Origin of the sequence: Streptomyces sp. Ag109_O5-1 (assembly GCF_003814875.1) — a bacterium.
Taxonomy (GTDB): Bacteria; Actinomycetota; Actinomycetes; order Streptomycetales; family Streptomycetaceae; genus Streptomyces; species Streptomyces sasae.
In genome coordinates this window covers 10,864,752-10,888,324 of sequence record NZ_RKQF01000001.1, presented here as the reverse complement: position 1 = coordinate 10,888,324, position 23,573 = coordinate 10,864,752, and the positions used below count along the sequence as shown (strand labels likewise).

20 protein-coding genes are annotated in these 23,573 nt (G+C 71.3%); 6 read left to right on the top strand and 14 right to left on the bottom strand.

Annotated elements, in window-relative coordinates:
* Nucleotides 1-6 precede the first annotated feature (6 nt).
* Nucleotides 7-759: a DUF1275 family protein gene (locus tag EDD90_RS49590; RefSeq protein WP_123979655.1), complete on the bottom strand. Its 753-nt coding sequence runs from the start codon at nucleotides 757-759 to the stop codon at nucleotides 7-9.
* A gap of 228 nt (nucleotides 760-987) precedes the next feature.
* On the bottom strand, nucleotides 988-1,935 hold the full coding sequence (locus tag EDD90_RS49585; protein WP_123979653.1) for a LysR family transcriptional regulator: 948 nt from the start codon (nucleotides 1,933-1,935) through the stop codon (nucleotides 988-990).
* A gap of 180 nt (nucleotides 1,936-2,115) precedes the next feature.
* On the opposite strand from EDD90_RS49585, the gene EDD90_RS49580 reads away from it, so the two are divergent.
* The 3 genes from EDD90_RS49580 (at nucleotide 2,116) to EDD90_RS49570 (ending at nucleotide 5,735) form a co-directional block, all read left to right on the top strand.
* A complete protein-coding gene (locus EDD90_RS49580; RefSeq protein ID WP_123979651.1) occupies nucleotides 2,116-3,753 on the top strand; it encodes an MFS transporter in 1,638 nt (545 codons plus the stop codon).
* 61 nt (nucleotides 3,754-3,814) lie between these two features.
* A complete protein-coding gene (locus EDD90_RS49575; protein WP_123979649.1) occupies nucleotides 3,815-4,771 on the top strand; it encodes an alpha/beta fold hydrolase in 957 nt (318 codons plus the stop codon).
* Between the two features lie 52 nt (nucleotides 4,772-4,823).
* Nucleotides 4,824-5,735, top strand: coding sequence for a squalene/phytoene synthase family protein (locus tag EDD90_RS49570; RefSeq protein ID WP_123979647.1), 912 nt, complete (start codon nucleotides 4,824-4,826; stop codon nucleotides 5,733-5,735).
* A 145-nt stretch (nucleotides 5,736-5,880) separates the two neighbouring features.
* On the opposite strand, the gene EDD90_RS49560 is transcribed toward EDD90_RS49570, so the two are convergent.
* Both EDD90_RS49560 and EDD90_RS49555 read right to left on the bottom strand, forming a co-directional pair.
* Nucleotides 5,881-7,779: a glycoside hydrolase family 97 protein gene (locus tag EDD90_RS49560; RefSeq protein WP_185149498.1), complete on the bottom strand. Its 1,899-nt coding sequence runs from the start codon at nucleotides 7,777-7,779 to the stop codon at nucleotides 5,881-5,883.
* A 25-nt stretch (nucleotides 7,780-7,804) separates the two neighbouring features.
* A complete protein-coding gene (locus tag EDD90_RS49555) occupies nucleotides 7,805-10,105 on the bottom strand; it encodes a glycosyl hydrolase family 95 catalytic domain-containing protein (RefSeq protein ID WP_123979645.1) in 2,301 nt (766 codons plus the stop codon).
* 254 nt (nucleotides 10,106-10,359) lie between these two features.
* Between EDD90_RS49555 and EDD90_RS49550 the strand changes: the two genes are divergently transcribed.
* A complete protein-coding gene (locus EDD90_RS49550) occupies nucleotides 10,360-11,022 on the top strand; it encodes a polysaccharide lyase family 7 protein (RefSeq protein ID WP_123979643.1) in 663 nt (220 codons plus the stop codon).
* A 106-nt stretch (nucleotides 11,023-11,128) separates the two neighbouring features.
* Entirely contained in the window at nucleotides 11,129-11,701 is a 573-nt protein-coding gene (locus EDD90_RS49545) for a MarR family winged helix-turn-helix transcriptional regulator (protein ID WP_123979641.1), read from the top strand.
* A 13-nt stretch (nucleotides 11,702-11,714) separates the two neighbouring features.
* On the opposite strand, the gene EDD90_RS49540 is transcribed toward EDD90_RS49545, so the two are convergent.
* The 10 genes from EDD90_RS49540 to EDD90_RS49495 form a co-directional block, all read right to left on the bottom strand.
* Nucleotides 11,715-12,401, bottom strand: a complete 687-nt coding sequence (locus tag EDD90_RS49540) for a gamma-glutamyl-gamma-aminobutyrate hydrolase family protein (protein WP_123979639.1) — start codon at nucleotides 12,399-12,401, stop codon at nucleotides 11,715-11,717.
* Nucleotides 12,398-13,888 (bottom strand): aldehyde dehydrogenase, encoded by a 1,491-nt coding sequence (locus EDD90_RS49535; RefSeq protein ID WP_123979637.1) that lies wholly within the window; start codon nucleotides 13,886-13,888, stop codon nucleotides 12,398-12,400. Before EDD90_RS49535 ends, EDD90_RS49540 begins: the two co-directional genes overlap by 4 nt.
* A 60-nt stretch (nucleotides 13,889-13,948) precedes the next feature.
* Nucleotides 13,949-15,391, bottom strand: coding sequence for an APC family permease (locus tag EDD90_RS49530; RefSeq protein ID WP_123979635.1), 1,443 nt, complete (start codon nucleotides 15,389-15,391; stop codon nucleotides 13,949-13,951).
* Between the two features lie 188 nt (nucleotides 15,392-15,579).
* On the bottom strand, nucleotides 15,580-16,206 hold the full coding sequence (locus EDD90_RS49525; RefSeq protein WP_123979633.1) for a TetR/AcrR family transcriptional regulator: 627 nt from the start codon (nucleotides 16,204-16,206) through the stop codon (nucleotides 15,580-15,582).
* A gap of 43 nt (nucleotides 16,207-16,249) precedes the next feature.
* Nucleotides 16,250-17,095 carry a fumarylacetoacetate hydrolase family protein gene (locus EDD90_RS49520; protein WP_123979631.1) on the bottom strand — a complete coding sequence of 282 codons (846 nt, stop codon included), beginning with the start codon at nucleotides 17,093-17,095 and terminating at the stop codon, nucleotides 16,250-16,252.
* Nucleotides 17,096-17,106: 11 nt separating this feature from the next.
* Nucleotides 17,107-18,045, bottom strand: coding sequence for a 3,4-dihydroxyphenylacetate 2,3-dioxygenase (locus tag EDD90_RS49515; protein WP_123979629.1), 939 nt, complete (start codon nucleotides 18,043-18,045; stop codon nucleotides 17,107-17,109).
* Nucleotides 18,038-19,498, bottom strand: a complete 1,461-nt coding sequence (locus EDD90_RS49510; protein ID WP_123979627.1) for an aldehyde dehydrogenase — start codon at nucleotides 19,496-19,498, stop codon at nucleotides 18,038-18,040. Before EDD90_RS49510 ends, EDD90_RS49515 begins: the two co-directional genes overlap by 8 nt.
* A 125-nt stretch (nucleotides 19,499-19,623) precedes the next feature.
* Nucleotides 19,624-20,436: an acetoacetate decarboxylase family protein gene (locus tag EDD90_RS49505; protein WP_123979625.1), complete on the bottom strand. Its 813-nt coding sequence runs from the start codon at nucleotides 20,434-20,436 to the stop codon at nucleotides 19,624-19,626.
* A gap of 10 nt (nucleotides 20,437-20,446) precedes the next feature.
* Nucleotides 20,447-21,655: an NAD(P)/FAD-dependent oxidoreductase gene (locus EDD90_RS49500; protein ID WP_123979623.1), complete on the bottom strand. Its 1,209-nt coding sequence runs from the start codon at nucleotides 21,653-21,655 to the stop codon at nucleotides 20,447-20,449.
* Between the two features lies 1 nt (nucleotide 21,656).
* The gene (locus tag EDD90_RS49495; protein ID WP_123979621.1) at nucleotides 21,657-21,845 is read right to left on the bottom strand and encodes a ferredoxin; all 189 of its coding nucleotides are present in this window, start codon (nucleotides 21,843-21,845) and stop codon (nucleotides 21,657-21,659) included.
* 373 nt (nucleotides 21,846-22,218) lie between these two features.
* On the opposite strand from EDD90_RS49495, the gene EDD90_RS49490 reads away from it, so the two are divergent.
* Entirely contained in the window at nucleotides 22,219-23,568 is a 1,350-nt protein-coding gene (locus tag EDD90_RS49490; RefSeq protein ID WP_123979619.1) for a glutamine synthetase family protein, read from the top strand.
* Nucleotides 23,569-23,573 lie beyond the last annotated feature (5 nt).

The following is a 23,573-nucleotide window of genomic DNA, read 5'->3' as shown; positions in this document are numbered from 1 at the left end:
CTCGGTTCAGAGCGGGTCGGTCCACCTCGCGTCGGACCTGGTCAGGGCGAACGCGTCCAGGGTGCTGCCCGCGAGAAGCAGGGCGGCGAGCAGCAGGGGCAGGGTCGGGCTGCCGAGCCGGACGGCGAAGGCACCGCCCAGGGCACCGGCGAACATCGCCAGCGCCGAGAGGGGCCGGCGGCCGCTCCTGCCACCGCGGCCTCCGGCGGCCCTGCTGTCGGAGGCCATGCCGGTGATCGTCAGGGTCAGGACAGTGGTGGTCAGGTCCGGTACGGCGAGTGCGCGGGCGGTCGCGTTCTGGACACCCATGGCGAGCCCGAGGAGCGCGATCAACGTGTGCCGGGTCCCGGCCGCGTCCAGGAGCGCGGCGAACCGGGCGACGGCATAAGCCGCCAGGACCAGGGCCGTCTCCGTGACAAGGGCCAGGTGCAGGACGCGGCCGCGGTGCGCCCAGGCCCGATGGGCGATCCGGCCGCCCAGCAGGGCACCCGCCGCGAAGGCGGCCAGCGCGGCCAGCGAGGCGGCCAGGGAGAAGCCCGGGGCGCCCGTGATCGCGAAGCCGGAGAAGACCACGTTGCCGGTCATGTTGGCGACGAAGACATGGCCGAGCACCAGGTAGCTGAAGGCGTCCACGAGGCCGGTGACCACGGTGAGGACGAGCATCAGCGGGGGCAGCGGACCGTGGCGGTCGGCCGGGTCGGGCAGCACGGTGGCCCGTGCCTCATGCAGGACGGGGTGGACGGCATCCTTGATCGACATGGAGGTCCATTCGGAGGGGGAGGGCGTACCTCTGGCGGTGCGTCCCCTCCAGCGTCCGGCCGGACCGGCCGCGCTGTCCAAGATATGGATCCGCGCACAGCGATCGCCCGGACCGATAGATCGAGCGAGCCGACCGACCAGAGCGAGCGATCGAGCCGACCGGTCAGCCCAGCTGGTCAGACCAGCCGATCAGGCCGACCGGTCTGCCCGACAGGTCTGCCCGACCAGTCAGGCCGACCGATCAGCCGACGCGTCGGTGCCGTGGTGTTCGAGGACGTCGAGGAAGGCCGCGGCGGCCGGTGCCAGCCGGGTCCCGTCGTACACCGCGCAGATGTGGTGGACGGCCTCGTCGTCCGTCAGACGCAGCATCCGGGCGCCCCGGGGCAGGTCGTCGGCGGTGTCCAGGCCCAGGACGGAGCCGGGGCCGACGACGGAGGAGCGGGGTACCACGGTCACACCGAGGCCTCGTGCGGCCAGCCGGAGCATGTCGAGGATCTGGCCGACCTCGAAGTGCTGCCCCGCCGCCATGCCCGCGCGGTCGAAGGCCGCCTCGACCTGGTGGCGCAGGCCGCTGCCACGGGTGAACTGGATCAGCGGATGGCTCTCCGGCAGATCGGCGAGACCGACGGCCTCACGGTCGGCGAGAGCGTGGTCGTGCGGTACCACGAGGACCAGCGGGGCGCTGCCCAGCACCCGGTACTCCAGGCCCTCCGGCACCTGCCCCGAGTGAAGGCCGACCACGGCGACGTCGAGCGTTCCCGCGAGGACCTCGGCTGCCATGCGCGAGCTGGACGCGTTGGACACCTGAAGGTCGATGCCGGGGTAGCGGGCGCGGTACTCGGCCGCCACCTCCACGATGTCGAAGGACACGGCCATCGTCTGCACCAGGCCCAGCCGCAGAGTGCCCCGGCGCAGTCCCGCCAGCGCGTCCAGGGCGGCCTGGGCGTTGTCGACGTCGGCGAGGATGCGCCGGGCCAGCGGCTCCAGCAGCTCGCCGGCGGCGGTCAGCCGTACCGAGCGGCTGGTGCGGCTGAACAGCGGGGCGCCGACGTCCTTCTCCAGCCGGGCGACCTGCTGGCTGAGCGCCGACTGCGCCACATAGCAACGGGCGGCGGCCTGGGTGAAGTTGTGGGTGTCGGCGACCGCCAGGAAGTACCTCAGATGCCGCAGCTCCATGGGAATCAATCTCTCCCGCCGATCGTTTCCGGTCAATTGATGCGGTGCATCGATGCGGAGCCAGGACGCCGACTGCTTCCGGCAGCTGTCCTGGCCGGTCGCTTCTGGCAGGCTTACGGCGTTCCGGCCCGGCGGCGTGGACCTGAGCACCCGGGACCCAACCCTCGCGGGAGCGGCGACATGGCAGTGCGCACGAGACCCGAGCCCGGCGGTGCCGCCCGGGCGGAGTCGGCCTGGGCGCCCCTGGCCGCCCCGGTGTTCCGGGCCCTGTGGATCGCGCAGTTCGTGTCGAACGTCGGCACCTGGATGCAGACGGTCGGCGCCCAGTGGCTGCTCCTGGGCCACGGGGCCACGCTGGTCACCCTCGTCCAGACGGCGTCCAGCCTGCCCGTCGTGCTGCTGGCCCTGCCCTCCGGTGTGCTCGCCGACCGCTTCGACCGGCGCCGGCTGCTGGTGGTCGCCCAGTTCGCGATGTGCGCGGTGGCGACGGTCCTGGCGGTGCTGGCCTTCGCCGACGCGCTGGCCCCCGGAGCGCTGCTCGCCCTGACCTTCCTGCTCGGCTGCGGCACCGCCCTGATGGGCCCGGCGTGGCAGGCGATCCAGCCCGAACTCGTCGACCGCGGCCAGCTGGGGCAGGCCTCCGCACTGGGCGCGGTCAACATGAACCTGGCGCGTGCCATCGGGCCTGCCGTCGGCGGTGTGCTCGTCGCCGCGGCGGGCGCGGGCTGGACCTTCGCCTTCAACGCGGTGTCCTTCCTGGGCATCGTGATCGTCCTGCTGCTGTGGAAGCGCGCTCCGGCCCCGCCCGTCCCGGCCGCCCAGCGCGAGGGGTTCTTCACCGCCCTGTACGCGGCGCGCCGCTACGTGTGGAACGCGCCCGGCGTCCGCCGTGTCCTGCTGCGCACGGCCCTGTTCATCCCCGGTGCCGCCGCCGTCTGGTCCCTGCTGCCGCTGGTCGCCGGCGACTCGCTGAAGCTGGGCTCCGGCGGATACGGACTGCTGCTCGCCGCCGTCGGGATCGGCGCGGTCAGCGGCGCCTTCCTCCTCCCCCGGCTGAACAAGGTGCTCGGCGCCAACGGCACCCTCGCCGCCGGAGCCGCCGTCTTCGCCGCGGTACTCGTCGTCCTGGGCACGGTCCACGTCCCCTGGGTCGTGGTGCTCGCGCTGCTGCCCGCCGGGCCGGCCTGGATCGGCGTGCTGTCCATTCTCAGCGCGGCGACCCAGACCCGGCTGCCCGGCTGGGTACGGGCCCGTGGCCTCGCCGTCTACCTGCTGGTCTTCCAGGGCGGCCAGGCCCTCGCCGCACCGCTGTGGGGCGCCCTCGCCCAGTGGCTGGGGCTGACCACCGCCCTGCTGATCGCGGCCGCGTTGCTGCTGCCGGCCGCGGCGAGCGTGCGCCTGTGGCCGCTGTACGACGCCGCCCGCATCGACCCGACCCCGTCCGACCACTGGCCCACCCCGCCGCTGGTCCACGAGCCCGGCCCGGCCGACGGCCCGGTCCTGGTCTCCGTCGTCTACCGCATCGCCCCCGAAGACCGGGCCGCCTTCACGCATGCCATGGACCAGGTCGCCCGCTCCCGGCGCCGTACCGGAGCGTTGACGTGGGGCCTCTACGAGGACGGCAACGCACCCGGCCGGTTCATCGAGAACTACCTCGTCGGCTCCTGGGCGGAGCATCTCGCCCAGCACCACGCCCGGCTGACCGAGACCGACCGCCGCTTCGAGGACAGGGCCCGTGCCTTCCTGCTGCCCGGCACCGAGCCGGAGGTCACGCACGCGTTCGACGCCACGTCCACCGCACTCGGCAGAACGTCCTGATCCGCGCCTGTCCGGAGGCCGGAGACGGTGACCGAAGATCACTGAGCGTACGCTCGTGCACATGGTTCAGCATCGAATGATCGACGTGAACGGGATCCGGCTGCACATCGCCGAAGAGGGTTCCGGCCCGCTGGTCGTGCTGCTGCACGGCTTCCCCGAGTCCTGGCACTCCTGGCAGCACCAGTTCGGCCCGCTGGCCGCGGCCGGCTACCGGGTGGTCGCGCCCGACCAGCGCGGGTACGGGAGCAGTGACCACCCCGAGGACGTCAACGCGTACAGCATCTTCCACCTGGTCGGCGATGTCGTCGGGCTGATCCGGGAGTTGGGCGAGGAGCAGGCGTTCGTGGTCGGCCACGACTGGGGTGCGCCGGTGGCCTGGCACACCGCGCTGCTGCGGCCCGACATGGTCCGCGGGGTGGCCGGACTGAGTGTGCCGCCGCCGTTCCGGAGCTCGGAGCCGCCGCTGCAGATCATGAACAAGATGTTCGGCGGCCGCTTCTACTGGAACTACTTCAACCTCCCCGGTGTCGCCGACGCCGAGTTCGGCCGCGACCCGCGCACCACTCTGCGGAAGTTCCTCACCACGACAGCGGGCGACGGCTCCGGTGAGGTCGCGCAGCCGCTGGTCGACCCCGAGCGCGGCTGGCTCGCGGACATGCAGGAGCCGGAGGAGCTTCCGGAGTGGCTGACCGAGGCGGACCTCGACACCCTCGCCGAGAGCTTCTCCCAGGGCTTCACCGGGGCGCTCAACTGGTATCGCAACCTCGATCGCAACTGGGAACTCACCGCTCCCTGGCAGGGTGCGGTCGTCACCACTCCCGCGCTGTACGTCTACGGCGACCAGGACCTGGTCGCGGCGTTCCCTGGTACGCCCGACCTCATCGCGCAGCTCCCCGCTCTGATGCCCAACCTGGTACGCGAGCCCCTGAAGCTGTCGGGCTGCGGCCACTGGACCCAGCAGGAGCGCCCGGACGAGGTGAACGCGGCACTCGCCGAGTTCCTCAAGTCCCTCACCTGAGAGCCCTCCGCGGTCGGGCTCCGCTCTCCGCGCATACCTCTACGATCATCTCGTGAGCACGTGGAATCAGAGCCTGACCGCGGCCGGCATCCGGGAGCCGGAGCTGCGCCGGGACTACAGCACCCAACGGGGCGTGGTGCGGCGGTACCGCCGCAGCGCCTACCTGGCCTGCCGGATGCTGCTGCCGCCGGCGGTACTGCCCCATGTCCTGGCCACCACGGCCCTGATGCACCACGGCGACGACCTCATGGACACCGGCCCGAAGCCGCAGCGGGCGCCGGCCTGGGCCGCCTGGGAACAGCGGGTGCGCGCCGCCCTGGAGACGGGCACGACCGACGAACCCCTGATCCGCACCCTGCTGCACACACTCAGCGCGCATCCCCGGCACCGGGAGGTCGTGGACTCCTATCTGGCCACCGCCGGCGCCGAGTTGGAGTTCGCGGGCTTCGCGACCGAGGCCGACTACCAGGCCTACCTGGACGCCTACTCACTTCCGGGCTTTCTCCTGGTCGCGGCGTTGATCGGCCCCGAGCCCGATCCCGACGGCGCGTTCCGCGCCGGCTGCCGCACGTTCATCGACGGCAGCCAGCGGCTGGACTTCGTCAACGACCTCGCCGAGGACATACGGGAGGGGCATCCGGGCATTCCCGCCGAGACCCTGAAGCACTTCTCGGTCACGGAGGAGGAACTCGCGGCAGGCCACGCCTCCCCCGGCCTGGGCTCACTCGTGGAGCACGAGGTCGAGGCCGCACGGACCGACCTGCGCTCGGCTCGCGAGCTCCTCGGTCTGATCCCGCCGGCCGGCCGGCCGATGGTGGGCGCACTGATCGAGATCGAACTCCTCACCGCCGAGGCGGTGCTCGCGCGCGGTGCCGGGATCCTGCGCGGCTCGGCGTCACCGTCCTTGCCGGGCACCCTCAAGGTGCTGCGAGACGCCCGCCGGGGCGCCCGCGCGGCGCGCTGAGCACCGTCGCCCGCCTGGCACTCCCGTTGCCCCGCTCACAGGGCGGCCATGGTGGACCTGGCCGTCGACAACATCCTGGACGTTCTCCAGGACCGCCCGGCGCGGACGCCGTTGCCGGGAACGGCGTCCGCGTACGAGCGGCCGGTCAGCGGTAGCAGGTCGTGATGCCGGGGTGCCACCGGCAGGCGATCCCGGCGAATCCGCCGTTGGCGACGACGTCGACGCTCAACTCGTCACCGCCGTTGAGGACTTGGCGGTCCTGAACGAGGCCGTCGGCGCCGTCCCTGATCGTCTCCACCAGCCAGCGTCCGCGGCCGATGGTCAGCGGCACGGTGGCGGTGCGGGCGGCGCCGGCGTACACCCCGCCGAGGAACCAGCGGTCCCCGCTGCGGCGGGCGAGGACTGCTTCCTGGCCGGGGTTGCCGGCCAGCAGGCGGGTGTCGTCCCAGGCCGCGGGCTCCTGGTCGAGGAAGTCCCGGGCCAGGGGCCGGGCGTCGTACGACTCCGGGGTGCCCGCGAACATCTGGAGCCCCGACTCGTAGACGACGGTGAGTCCGGCCTCGGCCGCGTCCGAATTGGGGCGCAGGCCGACGCGCTGGAAGCCGCCGGGGGTGAAGTCCATGGAGCCGATGACGTTGCGGGTGAAGGGGAGGGTGGTGAGGTGGGTGGCGGTGTTGGTGCGCTTCTCCTCGCCGCCGACGGCCTCCATGGTCATCACCTGGGGCCAGGTGCGCTGGATGCCCTTGGGGAGGGTGGCGCCGTGGAAGTCGACCATGAGGTGGTGGGCCGCGGTCTCCGCGAGGATCGTGTCGTACCACTGGAACATCGACTGCGCCTCGGAGTTCATGAAGTCGATCTTCACGCCCTTGACGCCCCAGCGCTCCAGCGTGGGCAGCCACTGGGCGCGTTCCTCGGGGGTGTCGAGGTCGCGCTGGTGGACCCAGACGATGATCCCGACGCCCTTGGCGCGCGCGTAGTCGACGAGTTCCGGCATCCAGCTGTCGGTCTGCCAGTCGGGGTCGGTGACGTCCCACTCGTCCTTCTTGAAGTACCAGCCGGAGTCGACGGCTTCGTAGGGCCAGTGGTGTTGGGCCGCGTAGTCGACGTACGCCTTCTGCGCGTCGAGGCTCTGCCCCGCCGTACGGCCGCCGGCCAGCCAGGTCCACAGCACGGTGCCGGGGCGGATCCAGGAGGTGTCGGCGACCTTGGAGGCGGGGGCGAGGTCGTCGGTGAAGGTGGACCGGGTGACGGTGGCGAGATCGCCGGTGATCATGGCCCGCCAGGGGGTGGTGAGGGGGCCGTCGGTGTGGACGCGGTCGTCGGCGAGCTGGACGCGGTAGGTGCCGGTGCCCTGCGTGTGGGCGAGCCGCGCGCCGGAGTAGGTGCCGGTGAGGTCGGACTCGGCGAGCAGGGTGTAGCCGCCGTCGGTGGCGAAGAGGGCCTGGTCGGAGTACGCGCCGGTGGGGGCGGTCGCGGCGGTGTACTGGTTGAACTGGCCCTCGTTGTCGACCCGGTAGGTGCTGAGCCAGGCGCCCGCGTCCGACGGCAGGTCGAAGGCGGAGGTCTCGCCGAGGACGTCGCCGAGTTGGGCGGGGAGTACGTATCGGTAGGCGATGCCGTCCGCGGAGGCGCGGACGACCAGGTCGAGGCGGGCGCCGGCTGCGGTGGCGAAGGACAGCCGGGTCTCGTTCATGTGCACCCTGCGGTCCAGGCGTTTGCCGGACTTCGCCCGGTAACGCTCGTCGACCGTACGGTCCTTGCGGTGCAGGAAGCGCAACCCCTGGGACAGGTCGGCCTGTTCGGTCACGATCCCGAGGGGTGACGGCTCGATGACCGTACGGCCGTCGCGGGTGACCGCGAGGCGCAGGGCGCCGGTGGTGTCGTCGAGGGAGATCCGGGCGCGGGGTGCGTGGGCGGCCTCGGAGACGGTCCAGGCGTGCGGTTGCCGCTGCTCGGCCCGTGCGGCGGGCGCGGTGGTGAGGAGGGTGGCCGCCAGTCCGGCGCAGAGCGCGGCGACCACGGTTCTTCTGGGGGGAACAGCCATGAGAACCCTGCCTTCTGGTCGGTGGTTACGGCAGTCCCCATGCCGCGCCCGGTTCACTGACGGCGACGGGTGCGATGACGAGGTCGGGGCGGGAGCCGGAGTACACGAGCACCTCTCGGCCGCGGGGCAGGTCGATGGCCAGGGTGCCGTCGCCGAGGTCGTGGGTGCGGGCCGGGGTGCCGTCGTCGAGCAGGGCGGTGAGCCGGCCGGTCAGGCCGTGCCGGAGCTTGAGGGGCTCACCGGCCAGGCTGCGGATCCGGATGAACCTGGTGCTGCCCGCCTTCCGCACGGCGCTGACCAGGAAGGCGCCCTGGGTGCGGAAGTTGTGCAGGGTGAGGTCCGTCCAGGCGGTCGGTACGGCCGGGAAGACGCGGACGATCCCGCCCCAGCTCTGGCAGAACATGTCGTGCAGGGACTGCGAGGCGGACAGCGGGGTCTCGATGACCGGACCGGCCTCGGTGTAGTGGGTGTTGGCCCGGCACGGATAGCGGGTCGTGGGGTCGAAGAACTTCCGCAGGTAGCCGATCGCGGTGTCGCCGTCGCCGGTCATGGCGTACATCGAGGCGGCCCCGGTGTAGCTGTAGCCGCGGTGCGCGCCGGTCAGCGCGTGCCAGCGGACCACGGACTTGGTGATCAGGTCGCGGTTCTCGGGCTGGTCCCAGTTGACGAGGTACAGCGGGTACACCATCAGCAGGTGCGAGTAGTGGCGGTGGGACTGCGCGTACGGGGTGTCGGCGCCGATCATGAAGCCGTTGTCGTCGACCGGGTACGGGGTGAGCCGGGCCAGTATCTCCTGCCATCGGGGCTTCAACTCGTCGTCGACGCCGAGCAGTTCGGCGGAGTCGAGGAGGGTCTGGCAGCCCCAGCGGATCAGGGCGAGGTCGTAGTTGGTGTCCTGCGGCGGGACGACGGGGTACTCGGGTGAGAGCGTGCTCGGGAGGTGCAGTTTGCCGTCGCTGCCCGGGGTGAGGAAGTGCCAGTAGTAGTTGATCGTGCGGCGCAGCAGCGGGTAGATCGTGTCGCGCAGGAGGGACTTGTCCATGGAGTGGCGGTACGACAGCCAGACGTTGTGCAGCGCCCAGGTGAGGTCGCCGGTCTCGGCGCCGGTTCCCGGTTGCCCCACCTCCCGGGTGGCGAACATGTCGGAGCTGCGGCCGATGCCGGAGCTGTCCGTGCGGTAGGCGGCGGGCACGTTGGCGGTGAGCTGTTCCTGGCTTTGGCGCAGGGTGGTGGCGAGGGAGTCCAGTTCCGGGTGGTTGAAGGCGTGGATCAGCCAGTATTCGAGCTGGACGTTGAGGTTCCACCAGACGGCGGGCCAGGGGGTGGGCTCCAGCCAGGGGCCGGGGGTGGCCATGACCGGGCCGTCCGCGCGGCTGGCGGAGGCGACCTTGTAGAGCTGGATCCAGTGGAAGCTCTGCAGCCGCTGGTCGGGGAACGAGACGAAGCTCTTCCGGTAGAAGGCGTGCCACCAGCGGGCGTGCCGTCGCCTGAGGGCGCTGTACGACATGGCACTGTGCAGGTTCCGCCGGGAGTCGCGCTCGGCGGCGGTGTCCGAGGGGAAGCTGTGGCCGACGCTCAGCAGCAGTTCGTCGCCGGTACGGCGGTAGGAGGTGGCCGTCTGGCCGCCGCCGGTGAGAGGTTGGAGCACCTGCTCGGTGCCGTCGGCCGTGGTCCGGGTGGTCCAGGGCGGGTTGGCGGTGTAGCCGGCGGGCGGTGACTCCTGGATCTTGCGGGGGCTGATGGCCTCCTCGGGATGGAAGGTCCAGGTGACCTGTTCGCCGCCGTCGGCCGTGGCGCGGACGGCGAGGACCTCGTCGTGGATGAGGGCGGCAAGGGTGAGGGTGCCGGCGGTGGTGGTGACGGTGCCGGTGAGCTCGGCGTTCCACAGGCTCAGGCGCCAGTCGACGCCGGTGATGGTGCCGACCGGTTCGAGGGTGAGGTGGCCGACCGGGAGACGGGCGGTGCCCCAGCCGCTGCCGAACTCCGGCCGGTGGTCCTGCACCCGGCCGTGCTGCACGGTGAAACGGACCTGGTTGGCGCCCGGCTCCTGGTAGACCATGCTGCCGAGCAGCCCGTCACCGAGGAACGGTCCCTCGTACCAGAGGGCCGGCAGCCTGCTCCACAGCAGATCCTGGCCGCGCAGGAAGCGGTCCCAGGCGGTGTCGGTGGTCATGGTGTCGCGGAGTTTCCAGGGGTGTGCGGCCCGGGCGTCGGCCGCGGCCGCGTGGGCGGTCGCGGGCAGGGCCGCGGCCGCTGCTCCGCCGAGGGCAGTGCCGAGTACGGCTCTGCGGGGCACCGGTGAACGTTCCTCCGGCTGTGAGGTCATCGTCGTCCTCCAGACCTGACGGATCATCGATACATCGGGTGTATCGGCGAACCTAGGGACCTCACACAGGTCTGTCAACAACCCCAACAGTCATCGGATTTCACCAACCCTGGCCGCCTACCCGCCACGACCTTCACGTTCACATGAATAACCCATGCCCAGATCCTTGACTCCTCCGATGTATTGCGGTTGCCTGCGTTCGCGTTGCCGCTTCTCCGTCCCGCCTCCGACTCGCGCACAGGAAAGGACCGTCCATGAACCGGAGATCCGTCTTACGGGCCGGTGCCGGAGCGCTGGTCGCGCTCCCCCTCACCGCCGGTGCCGCCGTCGCGGCCACCGACCCGACCAGTGGCTGGACGCAGACCTCGTTCACCTACAGCTGGCAGAAGCCCTGGAACCTGGACCTGAGCGACCGGCACAGTTCCACCGGGGGCGTCGACCGGATGTGGGTGTACGCCACCGACGAGCCGTTCGAGGAGGGCAGCGACACCGACCCGCGCACCGAGATGCGCTGGAAGGTCGACTACAGCACGGGCGACCACATGTGGGACGGGGACGTGTACCTCCCGTCCGGCACCGACGGCGCGACCTTCGTCCAGATCCTGCGCAGCGTCCACCCCTCGGGAACCCCGGCCACGGACATCATGCTCGACGTGTACGACACCGGCGGCGGCACCGTGCGGCGCTACGACGGCACGGCGCTCAGAACCGACGCGTACGACACCTGGTTCAACGTGAAGATCGCCCACGAGGCGAGCGCCGGGACCGGGACCATCAGGGTCTACTTCGACGACTCCCTCGTCCTGACGGTCGACGACCGGGGCCCGGCCACCCGCTACTTCAAGAACGGCGTGTACAACCACGGTTCCGGACGCGCCGAGGCACGTTTCCGCAACCTCCGCTACTGGACCAGGTGAGCGTCCGGTCCGACCGCGGCCCGGCGACCGTACAATTTGAGGCCGAACGAACGTGTGGCCGTCCCGGCCCGCACGGTCCCCGGCGAAGATTGCGAAGGAGTCGTCCGTGCCCGGTCAGCGGTCCATCACCGAAGCCGAGAAGCTCGCCTCGGCGAAGCTCGGCGGCACCCCGATCCGCCGGGACCAGATGGCCGCCGTGGCGAACATCTACCGGGCCGCCTCCGCCGTGCGCCAGCACCTGGAGAACTCGGTGCTGCGCGGCTCGGACCTGACCTGGACGGCGTTCGTGGTGCTGTGGGTCGTATGGGTGTGGGGCGAGTCGGAGACCCGGCATGTGGCGGAGGAGGCCGGGATCTCCAAGGGCACGCTCACCGGGGTGGCCCGGACACTGGAGTCGCGTGGGCTGCTGAGCCGGGCCGGGCATCCGAGCGACGGCCGCCTGGTGCTGCTCAGCCTCACCGACAAGGGCGAGGAGCTGATGCAGCGGGTGTTCCCGGCGTTCAACGAGGAGGAGGCCTTCGTGACCTCCGGGCTCAGCGACGCCGAGTGCCGCAGCCTCGCGGAGGGGCTGCGGCGGGTCGTGCTCCAGGTGGAGGAGCACGGCGAGGAGCGACGGCGCGAGCTGCTGGACGGGGCCGAGCCCGCGCCGCGCCGCAGCGGACGACGCCCCAAGGCCTGATCAGGGCGGCTGATCAGGCGGCCGCGGCCCGGACGAACGCGTCGAACAGCCGCTGCTGGACGGGGTCTTCGTGCGCGGTGTCCTCGGGGTGCCACTGCACGGCGGTGAACCAGCCCCGGCCGTCGGCGAGTTCGACGCCCTCGACCGTGCCGTCCGCCGCGGCCGCGGTGACGGTGAGGCCGGTGCCGAGGCGGTCCACACGCTGGTGGTGGTAGCAGGAGGCGTCCAGCTTCTCGGCCCCGGTGGCCTGTTCGAGCCAGGAGCCGGCGCGGATACGCACCGGGTGGACCAGATGGCGATGGCCGGTGTCCATGTCCTGCTCCAGTGTGCCGCCCAACGCCACGTTCACGGCCTGGAGTCCACGGCAGATCGCGAGCAGGGGCAGGCCCGACTCGACGGCGTGGCGGGCGACTTCGAGGTCGAAGGTGTCCTGGAGGTCGTCGACGTCGTAGACGCTGTCGTGGGTGTCGCCTGCGCCGTAGCGGTACGGGGCGAGGTCGCCACCGCCGGGCAGCAGCACTCCGTCGAAGCGGGCCAGCCGGTCGGCCGCGCCGGTGTCGGCGGGATGGATGCTCGCGGGCTCGCCGCCGGCCCGCCAGACCGCCTCGATCAGGGACCGGGCGTTGACCTCGGCGGCGAACCGCAGGGCCGAGGTGGTGGCGGAGAACCGGGCGGGTACGGCGATGAGCGGACGGGTCACAGCTGGATCCAGGTCGTCTTGAGTTCGGTGTACTTGTCGATCGCGTGGGCGGACTTGTCGCGGCCGTTGCCGGACTGCTTCATGCCACCGAAGGGGACGGTCAGGTCGCCCTCCTCGTAGCAGTTGACCCAGACCGTCCCGGCCTTGAGCGCGCGCGAGACCTTGTGGGCGGTGGACAGGTCAGAGGTCCACAGGCCGGCGGCGAGGCCGTACTCGGTGGCGTTGGCGAGCCGTACCGCCTCGTCGAGGTCGTCGAAGGCCAGGATGGACAGGACGGGGCCGAAGATCTCCTCCCGGGCGAGGCGCATACCGGGGTCGACGCGGTCGAAGACGGCCGGCCGCAGATAGCTGCCGCCGGTCTCGGCGAGGGTGCGTGCGCCACCCGTGCGCAGCCGGGCGCCCTGCTCGCACCCGGTGGTGATGTGGTCCTGCACCCGCCCCAGGTGGGCCTCCCCGACCAGCGCGCCCATCTCGGTCGCCGGGTCGAGGGGGTCGCCGATCCGCAGCTCCTCGGCCCGGCGCACGATCGCGTCCGTCACCCGCTCGGCGATCGAGGAGTGCACGAGGAGCCGGGAAGGCGCGGTGCACATCTCGCCCTGGTTGAAGAAGATGCCCCAGGCGGCGGTCGCGGCGGCCCGGTCCAGGTCGGGGGCGTCGGGAAGGATGATGTTGGGCGACTTGCCGCCCAGCTCCAGCCAGACCCGCTTGAGGTTGGAGTCCGCGGAGTAGCGCAGGAAGTGGCGGCCGACGGCGGTGGAGCCGGTGAAGGCCAGGACGTCGACGTCCGGGTGGAGGCCGAGGGCCCGCCCGGCGGTGGGGCCGTCACCGGTGACGACGTTCAGGACGCCCGGCGGAAGTCCGGCCTCGGTGCCGATCCGGCCCAGCAGCAGGGCGGAGAGCGGAGAGGACTCGGACGGCTTCAACACCACCGTGCAGCCGGCCGCGAGCGCCGGGGCCACCTTCCAACTGGCAAGGGTGAGGGGGAAGTTCCAGGGGACCACTGCGCCGACGACACCCGTCGGCTCGCGGGTGACCAGCGCGAGGGCGTCGGGGGCGGTCCGCGGGGACTCGTCGGTGAGCTTGTCGGCCAACTGCCCGTACCAGCGGAAGGTGTTGATCGCGGCACGGAGTTCGATGGCGTACGCCTCGGTGATCGGCTTGCCCATCTCCAGGGTGATGGTGAGGGCGAGCCTCTCCCGGTGTTCTTCGAGGAATTCGGCCATGCGCAGCAGGATCCGGCCGCGTTCGGCGGGGGCCAGCTGCGGCCAGGGGCCGGAGTCGAAGGCGCGCCGGGCGGCGGCCACCGCGTGGTCGACCTCGGCCTGGCCGGCGTCGCCGACCCGGGTGAGGACCTGCCCGTCGCGCGGCGAGACGACCTCGAAGGCCGCTCCTCCGCCGGGTTCGTCGGTCCCGTCGATGTGGTGCTGTGCGGGCAGGTCGAGCGCCTTGGCCCGGCCGAGCAGTTCGTCGTGGGTCAGATCCAGCATGGTGATCCCGTCGGGAGGTCGGGGCCCGGCCGCTCGGCGGCCGGGCCCGGCGGAGGTGGGTCAGCGACCGTGGACGATCCGCGCGGTCCCCGCTCCGAGGAGCAGCACCGCGGGCACGGCCAGGACCAGCCAGGTGGCCGTGGTGGCGTCGCCGCCGATGAGGGTCGTGAAGTTGGTGAGCACGAGCCAGATCACGGCGGCGATGCCGAGTGCGCCGAGGGCGGGGGCGATCAGGGTGTTCCAGGGCCGGGTGTCGAGGCGCCGGCGGCGGAAGAAGACGATCACCGAGACCGAGGTCAGGAAGTACAGGAGCATGCAGGCCAGGACCCCGACACCGCTGAACCAGGAGAAGAGGGTGAGGACCGGGTCCTTGCCGGCGAGGGCGAAGGGCACCACCAGGAGCACCGCGATCGCCGTCTGCACGATGCCCGCGACCCAGGGCGAGTGCCGGTGGTTGAGGGTGCGCAGCCGCTCCGGCAGCAGGCCCTCGCGGCTGAGGGAGAACAGGTAGCGGTTGGCGGAGTTGTGGAAGGCGAGGATACCGGCGAAGAGCGAGGTGGCGAGCAGGATCGGCAGGACGTCGTTGACCCAGCCGCCGAACTGGGCGGCGATCGGCGCGAACACGAACACCGTGGAGTCACCGCCGGAGAGGGCCTTGCCCGCGGCCGCAGTGACCTTCGAGGGGCCGTACGACGAGACCAGCATCCAGGAGACGAAGGCGAAGAAGCCGGTGACCACGGTGACCGACAGATAGGTGGCCCGGGGGACGGTCTTGTGGGGCTCGCGGGCCTCCTCGCCGTAGATGGCGGTGGCCTCGAAGCCGAACATGGAGGCGACGGCGAACATCAGGGCCACGCCGGGCGCACCCTGGAGCACGGCGCCCGGCGAGAACGTACCGCCGAAGTCGAGGCCCTCGGGTCCGCCGCCCTTGAAGAAGGTGACCAGCGCGAAGACGAGCAGGATGCTGAACTCGGCGAGCACGAACACGGCGAGCACCTTGGCGCCCAGTTCGATGCCTGCCGCGCCCAGCACCTGGACGACGGCCATGGTCGCCAGGGCCCACACCCACCAGGCGATGTGCGCGCCGGAGTAGTGCTCCACCAGCCCGCTGACGGTGAATCCGTACAGGCCGTACATCGCGGCCTGGACCGTGCAGTAGGCGAACAGCGCCACGGCCGCGCTGCCGCTGCCCGTCGTCCGCCCCAGTCCCTTGCCGATGTACGTGTAGAAGGCGCCGGCGTTCACGACGTGCCGGCCCATGGCCACGAAGCCCACGGAGAAGAGCAGGATCACCGCTCCGGCGATGGCGTAGGCGGCCGGGGCTCCGGCTCCGTTGCCGACGGCGACGGCGATCGGGACGGCGCCCGCGATACCCGTGAGCGGCGCCTGCGCGGACAGGACGAAGAAGAGGATGCCCAGGACACCCAGGGCGTTGCGTTTGAGGGTGGCCGCGGGGCGGCCCTCTCCGGTCTGCGGAGAGGCGTCGACCGTCTGACTGTCCACTCGGATCACCTGCTGAGGGGAAGGGAGGAGTTTTCGTTTTGAGCCAAACGAGTTGCCTTATGGTGTGCTGGAGCTATCCATCTGGCAAGGGGGTCGGGAAGGGAATTTACGCCGGGGAAACCCACCGCTCCCGGGGCATGGCGAACCCCCCGGCGCGACCGCGACGGGGGGTTCCGGGTCGGGCACGCTCAGTCGCGGTTCTCCGGCGGCCGCTCACCCAGGGTGCGCAGCAGCGCACGCAGCTCGGCCAGGGCGGCCTCGGTGTCGGCACGGTCACCGATACCGGTGAGCTGGTGCAGCACCAGGCCGTCCAGTGCGGCGAAGACCAGCCGGTTGAACGCCGGGCTCGCGTCGTCGGGCAGTATGCGGGCCAGCTCGCGCTGCGAGGCGCCGAAGTACTCGTCGTACAGCTCGCGGACCTGCGGCAGCAGCTCGGGGCGGCGGCGGGCCTCCAGGAGCAGCTCGTACTGGTACGCCTGCACGTCCGCCTCGTCCTCGACCATGTCCGTCAGCCCGCTCACGAAGTCCTCGGGCTTCCCGGTGCCGGGCTCCAGCAGGCTGCTGCTGAGGCTCAGGCGCACGGCGTAGGCGAGGGACTCCTCGATCAGCGCGTCCCGGGAGCCGAAGTGGTGGACGACCAGACCATGGGTGACGCCGGCTTCCTCGGCCACGGCACGGTAGGTGAGGTGGCGCAGTCCCCGCCGCCCGACGACCCGGACCGCGGCCTTGAGCAGCGCCTCGCGCCCCTCCCCGTACCCGAGCCGCTTGCGCGACCGGGCGTCGGACGGCTGCGGGGTCCCGGCGGATTCGGTCATGGGCGCGACCCTACCCGCCGGGCCCCGCCGCAGGTCGAGGCACCTACCGGCGGGGCGGGCGGATGCCACGGAATTCCCAGTCGCCGCCGAGCGCGGTGGACAGCACCTCCTCGGACTCGGTGGGCTGCGCCCCGACGTCGGTACGGATCGGGGTGGGTCCGGTGACGATGTGGTTGGTGAGCTTGCCGAGGCCTTCGACCTCGACCTCGACGACGTCGCCGGGCTGGACCGGGCGGGAGTTGGCCGGGGTGCCGGAGAGCAGCACATCGCCCGGGTACAGCGTGATCGTGCGGGCGATGTCGGCGACGAGGTAGTGCATGTCCCACTTCATCTCGTCGGTGGATCCGTCCTGGACGACCTCGCCGTTGACGTACGTCCGCAGCCGCTTGCCGTGGAAGTCCCAGTCGGTGACCAGCCCCGGGCCGAGCGGGCACAGCGTGTCCGACCCCTTCACCCGCAGCATGGACCCGGCGTCGGTGTCGCGGAAGTCGTGCAGCCCGTAGTCGTTGGCGATGGTGTACCCGGCGATGTACTCCCCCGCCTCGGTCGGTGAGACGTTCCGCGCGGTCCTGCCGATCACGATGGCGACCTCGCCCTCGTAGTTGAGCCACTTGCAGCCCTCGGGCCGGACGATGGCGCCCTTGTGGGAGTTGAGGGAGGACGTCGGCTTGTGGAAGTAGGTCGGGGTGTCGGGCAGTTCGATCCGGAACTCGTCGACACGGCTGCGGTGGTTGAGATGTACGGCGACGACCTTGGACGGCACGACCGGCGGCAGGTGCTGAGCGTCCTCGGTCTTCACTCGACGCCCGTCCCCGGCGACGAGTTCGTCCCCGTCGACGGTGACCTGGACGGCGGCGCCGTCGAGGAGGATGCGGCGGTATTCGGGCATGGGCGGGCCTCCTAGGCGCGGCGGTGCGGGTGGTGGGGTGCGGTGGTCGTCATGGGCTCGCCCGTGCCGGTCCAGCCGTCGGCGGGCCGGTCGAACCACAGGTGGACCTGGCCGGTGCCGACGGAGTTCTCGTACTCCCCGTACTGCCGGGCCTTGGCCACGCAGGCCTGTTCGCCGAGGGCGCCGGCCATCATCAGGTAGTGGAAGAACTTCGCCTCGGGCTTGAACTTCCAGAACGCGTCCATGGTGTCGAGAACTTTGTCGTGCCGGCCCTCCTTGAACCACCCGATGCGTTCGCAGTCCGCTTCCCGCGCCTCGGGCGTACGGATGTGCACCGGATCGCTGGCCTCGTGGTCGCGCAGTTCGCGCAGCGGCCAGAAGGTGTGGGAGAGGGCGCCGGAGGCGATGAGCAGCACCCGCCGCCCCGGGGTGGCGGCGATCCCGTCGGCGAGCGCCCGGCCGAGCCGCAGATGGTCCTCCATGTCCCCGGTCTGGCAGACCCCGATGGTCACCCACCGCTTGTCGGGCAGGCCTTCCCCCAGGTACTTCCAGAGGTTGATGGTGGCGTAGTAGATCGGCAGGTACTCGTCGTCGATCGCGGTGATCCAGGTGCCGTGCTTGTCGGCGAACCTCTCGATGTTGCGGGCGAGTTCGGGATCCCCGGGAAAGTCGTACGGCATCCGGCACATCCCGCGCGGCAGTTCCTCGGAGGTGAACAGCCCGGCCCGCCGCTGCTGGGCGGTGACCACGAACTCGACGGTGGTCGCCCAGTGCGAGTCCAGGACGACGACGGTGTCGTAGTCGTCCCGCTCGAACACCTCCCGGCGCAGCTGCCGCAGACCGGTGACGAGGGTGATCTCCTTGCCCTCGTTGAGCTCCAGCCGGTCGGCCTCCGGCAGCACGATGGTGGGGACGTGGGCGAGGAGCCCCGCCCCGACGATCTCACCCATGGTCCTTCCAGCCCTTCGGTGCGGTGACGGTGTTCTTCAGGTCGCAGTAGAAGTCGAAGCTCCAGGTGCCGCCCTCGCGTCCGACACCGGAGAGGCGGGAGCCGCCGAAGGGTGCCTGGAGGTCGCGGACGAAGAAGCAGTTGACCCAGACCGTGCCCGCGACCAGCTGTGCGGTGACGCGCTCGGCGCACTCGGGGTCGCCGGTGGCAAGGGTGGCGGCGAGCCCGAACCGGGTGTCGTTGGCGAGCCGGACGGCCTCGTCCTCGTCGGCGAAGGTCTGGAGGGTCAGGACCGGCCCGAAGACCTCCTCCTGGACGACCTCGCTGTCCTGCGCGACATCGGTGAGCAGGGTGGGCGCGTAGAACTGCCCGTCGTTGCGGCTGCCTCCGATCACGGCACGGGCCCCGGCCGCGATCGCCCGCTGCACGAACCCATCGATCTTCTCCAGCTGACGGGGGTGGATATTGGGCCCGCCATCGGTGCTCTCGTCCCGCGGGTCACCCTGCTGCAAGGCACTGGCCTTCGCCACGAACCGTCGGGTGAACTCCTCGGCGACGGACTCCTCGACGAGCAACCGAGTGCCCGCCAGACAAACCTGCCCGGCGTTGTCGTACTGCTCCACCGCGAGGTCCACGGCGAGGTCGAGATCGGCGTCGGCGAACACCAACAGGGGCGACTTTCCGCCGAGTTCGAGACTCAGGGGTGTCAGATTGGCGGCGGCCGAGGCGGCGATCCGCTGGGCGGTGGGCACGGACCCGGTGAAGCTGATCCGGCGCACGTCCGGGTGCGAGGTCAGCGCGTCGCCGATCTCGGCGCCGTAACCCTGCACGACGTTCAGGACACCGGCCGGCAGTCCGGCCTCGGCGGCGATGTCGGCGAGGAGGGAGGCGGTCAGCGGCGACCACTCGGCGGGCTTCAGGACGACGGTGTTCCCGGCGGCGAGCGCCGGGGCGACCTTCCAGGTGGCCAGCATCAGCGGGGCGTTCCACGGGGTGATCAGCACGCAGGGGCCGGCGGGGTCCCAGCTGACGTGGTTGGTGTGCCCGCGGGTCTCGAAGTCGTCGTGCTCCAGCGTCAGCAGCCAGTCGGCGAAGAACCGGAAGTTGTGAGCGACGCGGGGCATGACGCCACGGCGGTGGGACCGGAGCAGAGCGCCATTGTCGGTGGTCTCGACGATCGCGAGCTCTTCGATCCGCTTCTCGACACCGTCGGCGATGGCATGGAGGAGGCGCGCGCGCTCGGCACGGGGGGTGGCGGCCCAGCCGGGGAAGGCCGCCTTGGCGGCGGCGACGGCGGCTCGGGCTTCGGCGGGACCGCCGCGGGCGATCTCGCCGATCGGCTGCCCGTCGATGGGTGAGTGGTCGGTGAACGTCTCGGCGGAGGCGACACGTTCACCGCCGATCCAGTGCCGGGTGTCGACGGAGACTCCGGCGACAATGGTCTTGTAGGACATGAGCGAGGATCCAATCTTGGCCAAGGGGACTACCGCTTACCTAGGGGCGCGGGGCTGTGTTGCATGTGCGGCTACCGCCGCGTGGGCGCGACCAGCCACAACACACCCGCACCACACCACCGGCCTCACCCGGCAGCCGCTCCGGACGTCCCGCTCTCCAGCAGCCGCCCTCCATCCCACACCACCCCGACCTGCCGGTAGTACGCGGCGATCGGCTCCCGGATCTCCAGCCGGGCCAGTTCCTCCGTAGGCGCCTCGAACAGCTCCAACTCGGCGTCACCGACCCACGGCTGACCGCCCTCGAAGGACGCCGCCCCCGACTCGATCAACTCATCCAGCGCCAGCCCCTTCCCCTTCTCGATCGACGGCAGCCACCGGTGATGAGCCATCGGATGTCCATTGACGAACCCGTTCGTCCCGGAAGGCTCCCGCAGCGTCACCACCGCCTGGGCCAACCGCCGGTCCGCAGCCGCCAGCGTCGCCCCGAACCGGGCGCCGGCCTCGATCCGCGGAGCGGGCCCGTACGGATGGGGTCGCGTCTGGTGGATCGACCCGAGCTTCTTCGGATACCCCTGGTGCAGCCCGCGGGCGATCGCGAAGTCCTTGTCGACCCAGATGTACACGCACCGCGAGTACGTCTGCCCCCGGTACTTGCAGCGCACGACCGCGAACGCCTCCTTGTACTGGGAGAGCACCGGGTCGAGCAGCTCCTCCCCCGACGCCGAGCACGACTGCCAGTCGGCCCAGATCAGCGCGACCGCGCCAGGATCCTCGTCGGCCAACTCCAGCGGCTCGGGCAGCAGTTCGCGCACCCGCGCGGGGTCGGTCCGGTACTCGATCGTGAGCAGGTCACCGGAGTACCGCCACGGCGGCGAGGGAATCAGCGACGAGGCACCGCTCGCCGTCTTCGGATGGAAGTAACCACGGAGACTGGCCACTTGGGGCTCCTTAAACAGTGAGGGCGGGCTGCTTGAGCAGTTCGGTGCGGTAACGGGCGGCGGACGCGGCGACGGCCTGGCCGCCGAGCGCCACGACGCCGACGAGCCGGCCGTCGCGGTGGTAGCCGACGAGTACGTCCCCGTCGGAGTCGCCGTCGAGCACCCGGACGTCGTCCTTGCCGAGCACGGGCGCGCCGAAGGACTGGAGCCGGAAGTCGTGCTGGTCGCTCCAGAAGGTGGGAAGCGGCGCGAACGGCGTCGACTCCTCCTGTTCTCCGGAGAGATGACGCACCAGCGCCTTCGCCGCGTGCTTGGCGCTGTCGGTCGGGATGGACCAGTGCTCGACGCGGCGCGGGACGCCGTCGTAGCGGGCGTTGGGGAACCGGGCCACGTCACCGACGGCCACCACCTCCGGGCGGCCGCCGACCCGCAGCAGTTCGTCGGTCAGCACGCCGTCTCGCAGATCGAGACCGTTGCCGTCGAGCCACTCCGTGTTGGCGACCGATCCGACCGACTCGACCACCACGTCCGCGGGGAGCACGGAACCGTCACTCAGCACCACACCGGTGACCCGGTCCTCGCCGGTGAACCCGGCCACCCCCACGCCCAGCGCGAAGCGCACTCCACGGTCCTCGTGCCGCGCGAGCAGTGCCCGGCCCAGCAGCTCTCCGAGCGGCCCGGCCATCGGCAGCGGCAGCGGATCGACGACCGTCACCTCGGCGACACCGAGTCCCACCGCGGTCGCGGCGACCTCGCAGCCGATGAAGCCGGCTCCGACCACGACGACCCGGGCACCGGGCCGGGTCAGCTCCTCACGCAGGCCCTGAGCGTCGTCGAGGGTGCGGACCGTGTGCCGGCCGGCGAGCGGTCCCGGGCAGTTCAGGCGCCGGGGGCGCATCCCGGTGGCGACGACCAGTCCGTCGTACGACAGCGCGCCGCCGTCGTCGAGCCGGACCGTCCGCTCGTCCAGCCCGGCGGAGACGACCCGCCGCCCCAGCCGCCACTCCACGTCCGACACGCTCGCGCGCGGGCGGAAGGCGAGGGACTCGAAGGGGACCTTGCCGGCCAGGACCTCCTTGGAGAGGGGCGGCCGGTTGTAGGGCATGTGCGGCTCGTCGCCGACGACGGTGATCGCGCCGGTCCAGCCCGCCGCGCGCAGCTGCTCGGCGGCGCGCAGGCCGGCCATGGAGGCACCGGCCACCACGATGCGCGCGTTCATCTCAGCCCTCGATCCGGATGGCCTGGAGCGGGCAGACGTCGGCCGCTTCCTCGACCTCGTCGCGCAGCGCGTCGTCCGGGTCGGAGACGTACACGAGGTGGCCCGCGTCGTCCAGCGAGAAGACGTCGGGAGCCGCGAAGACGCACTGGCCGTGGTCCTGGCACTTGTTCATGTCGACGACGACCTTCATGGCCGGTCCTCCTGAGGGAGCGGAAGCGAAGGGAAGGGATGGGAAGTAGTGGGCCCGGCCGGTCGTACCGACCGGGCCCTGCCAACGGGTTGCGGCGAACCGCGACCCGAACTCGTTTGGCTTCAAACAAGGTAGGCAGCCAGCACCCCCTGGTCAATACCTATCCGTATGGATAAATTCTTTGCCTCGCCCTCTTGCGGCAGGGTGGGCCCCTGCCTACCGTTTGGCTTCAAACACCAGGCCGGGAGCTGCCCGCGACATCGCGCCCCGGCCACCACCTGCCACGCCACCCGCCTCCCGGGATCCCTGGAGCCCCGGATTCCCGGATTCCCGGAGGTGGTGCCCCGACGTCCGTCCGCCCGAGGAGACAACGGTGAGCGATCAAGACCTGTCAGAAGTCCGCCGGCACATGGACCGGCTCGCCGCCGACGGCATCGATGTCGTCCGGGTGACATACCCCGACCTCATCGGCACCGACCGGGCCCGAGATGTGCTCCTGGAGGAACTGCCCAGGGCGGTCGAGCACGGGCTGGCCTTCTGCCGGGCCGTCTACCACACCAGCCCGCAGGGTGATGTGGTCCCGGTCAGCGGCGGTCTGGACGCGGGTCTGCCCGACATCTGCGTACGGCCGGACCTGGGCACCCTGGTCGCGCTCCCCTGGGAGCCGGGGGTGGCGGCCTGTCTGGCCGACGTCGTCGATCCGGCAACCGGGGCACCGGCCCCCGAGTCGCCGCGCGACCTGCTGCGGTCGGTCCTGGACCGGTGCCACGAGCACGGGCTGAGCCCGGTCGTCGGGCCCGAACTGGAGTACTTCCTGTGCGAACAGGAAGCGGGCGGTGGCTGGCGCCGCTACGGCGCCACCCCCGGTGTCGTCTACACCGCCGGGCTGCGCGCCGACCCCGACAACCACCTGTTGCGCACCCTGCGCCAGGTCCGCGGGCTCGGCATCGGGGTGCTGAGCGGGAATCACGAGTTCGACGGCGGGCAGTTCGAGATCAACCTGCTGCACTCCGAGGCCCTGTCCGCCGCCGACCGGGCGTTCCGCTTCAAGGCCGCGATCAAGGAACTGGCCCGGCGCGAGGGGCGACTCGCCACCTTCATGGCGAAGCCCTTCAACGACGCGGGCGGCTCCGGCTTCCATCTGCATCTGTCGTGCGCCGATCCCGAGGGCCGCAACACCTTCGACGATCCGTCCGGCGCGTACGGCCTGTCGGCCACCGCCCGGCACGCGATCGCCGGCATCCTCGCCCACGCGCCCGCCCTGGCCGCACTGCTCAACCCGACCGTCAACTCGTACAAGCGCTTCGGCCCGGACACCCTGGCCCCCTGGCTGATCGACTGGGGCCTGGACAACCGCAGCGCGATGGTCCGCGTACCGCCCGAGCGGGGCACCGGCGCCCGGCTCGAACTGCGGCTCGGCGACGCGAGCGCCAACCCGTATCTGGCGATCGCCGCGACCACGGCCGCCGCCCTGCTCGGCGTCCTGGCGGGCGAGGAGCCACCCGCCCCGCTGGAGGGCTACGGCTACGACACCGCGAAGGCGGCCGTGCTGCCCATGGACCTGTCCGCCGCGCTGGACGCGCTGGAGGCGGACACCGACCTGGCCGAGCTGCTCGGCAAGGACTTCACCGACTCCTACCTCTCCTACAAACGCAACGAGGTCGAACGCTTCCAACGGCATGTCACCGACTGGGAGTTCACCGAGTACGCCTACCACCTGTGAAGGAC

Excerpts from the sequence above, each read along its gene's own strand:
- EDD90_RS49590 (WP_123979655.1), bottom strand. The coding sequence starts at position 759 with ATGTCGATCAAGGATGCCGTCCACCCCGTCCTGCATGAGGCACGGGCC.
- EDD90_RS49585 (WP_123979653.1), bottom strand. The coding sequence starts at position 1,935 with ATGGAGCTGCGGCATCTGAGGTACTTCCTGGCGGTCGCCGACACCCAC.
- EDD90_RS49580 (WP_123979651.1), top strand. The coding sequence starts at position 2,116 with ATGGCAGTGCGCACGAGACCCGAGCCCGGCGGTGCCGCCCGGGCGGAG.
- EDD90_RS49575 (WP_123979649.1), top strand. The coding sequence starts at position 3,815 with ATGGTTCAGCATCGAATGATCGACGTGAACGGGATCCGGCTGCACATC.
- EDD90_RS49560 (WP_185149498.1), bottom strand. The coding sequence starts at position 7,779 with ATGGCTGTTCCCCCCAGAAGAACCGTGGTCGCCGCGCTCTGCGCCGGA.
- EDD90_RS49555 (WP_123979645.1), bottom strand. The coding sequence starts at position 10,105 with ATGACCTCACAGCCGGAGGAACGTTCACCGGTGCCCCGCAGAGCCGTA.
- EDD90_RS49550 (WP_123979643.1), top strand. The coding sequence starts at position 10,360 with ATGAACCGGAGATCCGTCTTACGGGCCGGTGCCGGAGCGCTGGTCGCG.
- EDD90_RS49535 (WP_123979637.1), bottom strand. The coding sequence starts at position 13,888 with ATGCTGGATCTGACCCACGACGAACTGCTCGGCCGGGCCAAGGCGCTC.
- EDD90_RS49525 (WP_123979633.1), bottom strand. The coding sequence starts at position 16,206 with ATGACCGAATCCGCCGGGACCCCGCAGCCGTCCGACGCCCGGTCGCGC.
- EDD90_RS49520 (WP_123979631.1), bottom strand. The coding sequence starts at position 17,095 with ATGCCCGAATACCGCCGCATCCTCCTCGACGGCGCCGCCGTCCAGGTC.
- EDD90_RS49515 (WP_123979629.1), bottom strand. The coding sequence starts at position 18,045 with ATGGGTGAGATCGTCGGGGCGGGGCTCCTCGCCCACGTCCCCACCATC.
- EDD90_RS49510 (WP_123979627.1), bottom strand. The coding sequence starts at position 19,498 with ATGTCCTACAAGACCATTGTCGCCGGAGTCTCCGTCGACACCCGGCAC.
- EDD90_RS49500 (WP_123979623.1), bottom strand. The coding sequence starts at position 21,655 with ATGAACGCGCGCATCGTGGTGGCCGGTGCCTCCATGGCCGGCCTGCGC.
- EDD90_RS49495 (WP_123979621.1), bottom strand. The coding sequence starts at position 21,845 with ATGAAGGTCGTCGTCGACATGAACAAGTGCCAGGACCACGGCCAGTGC.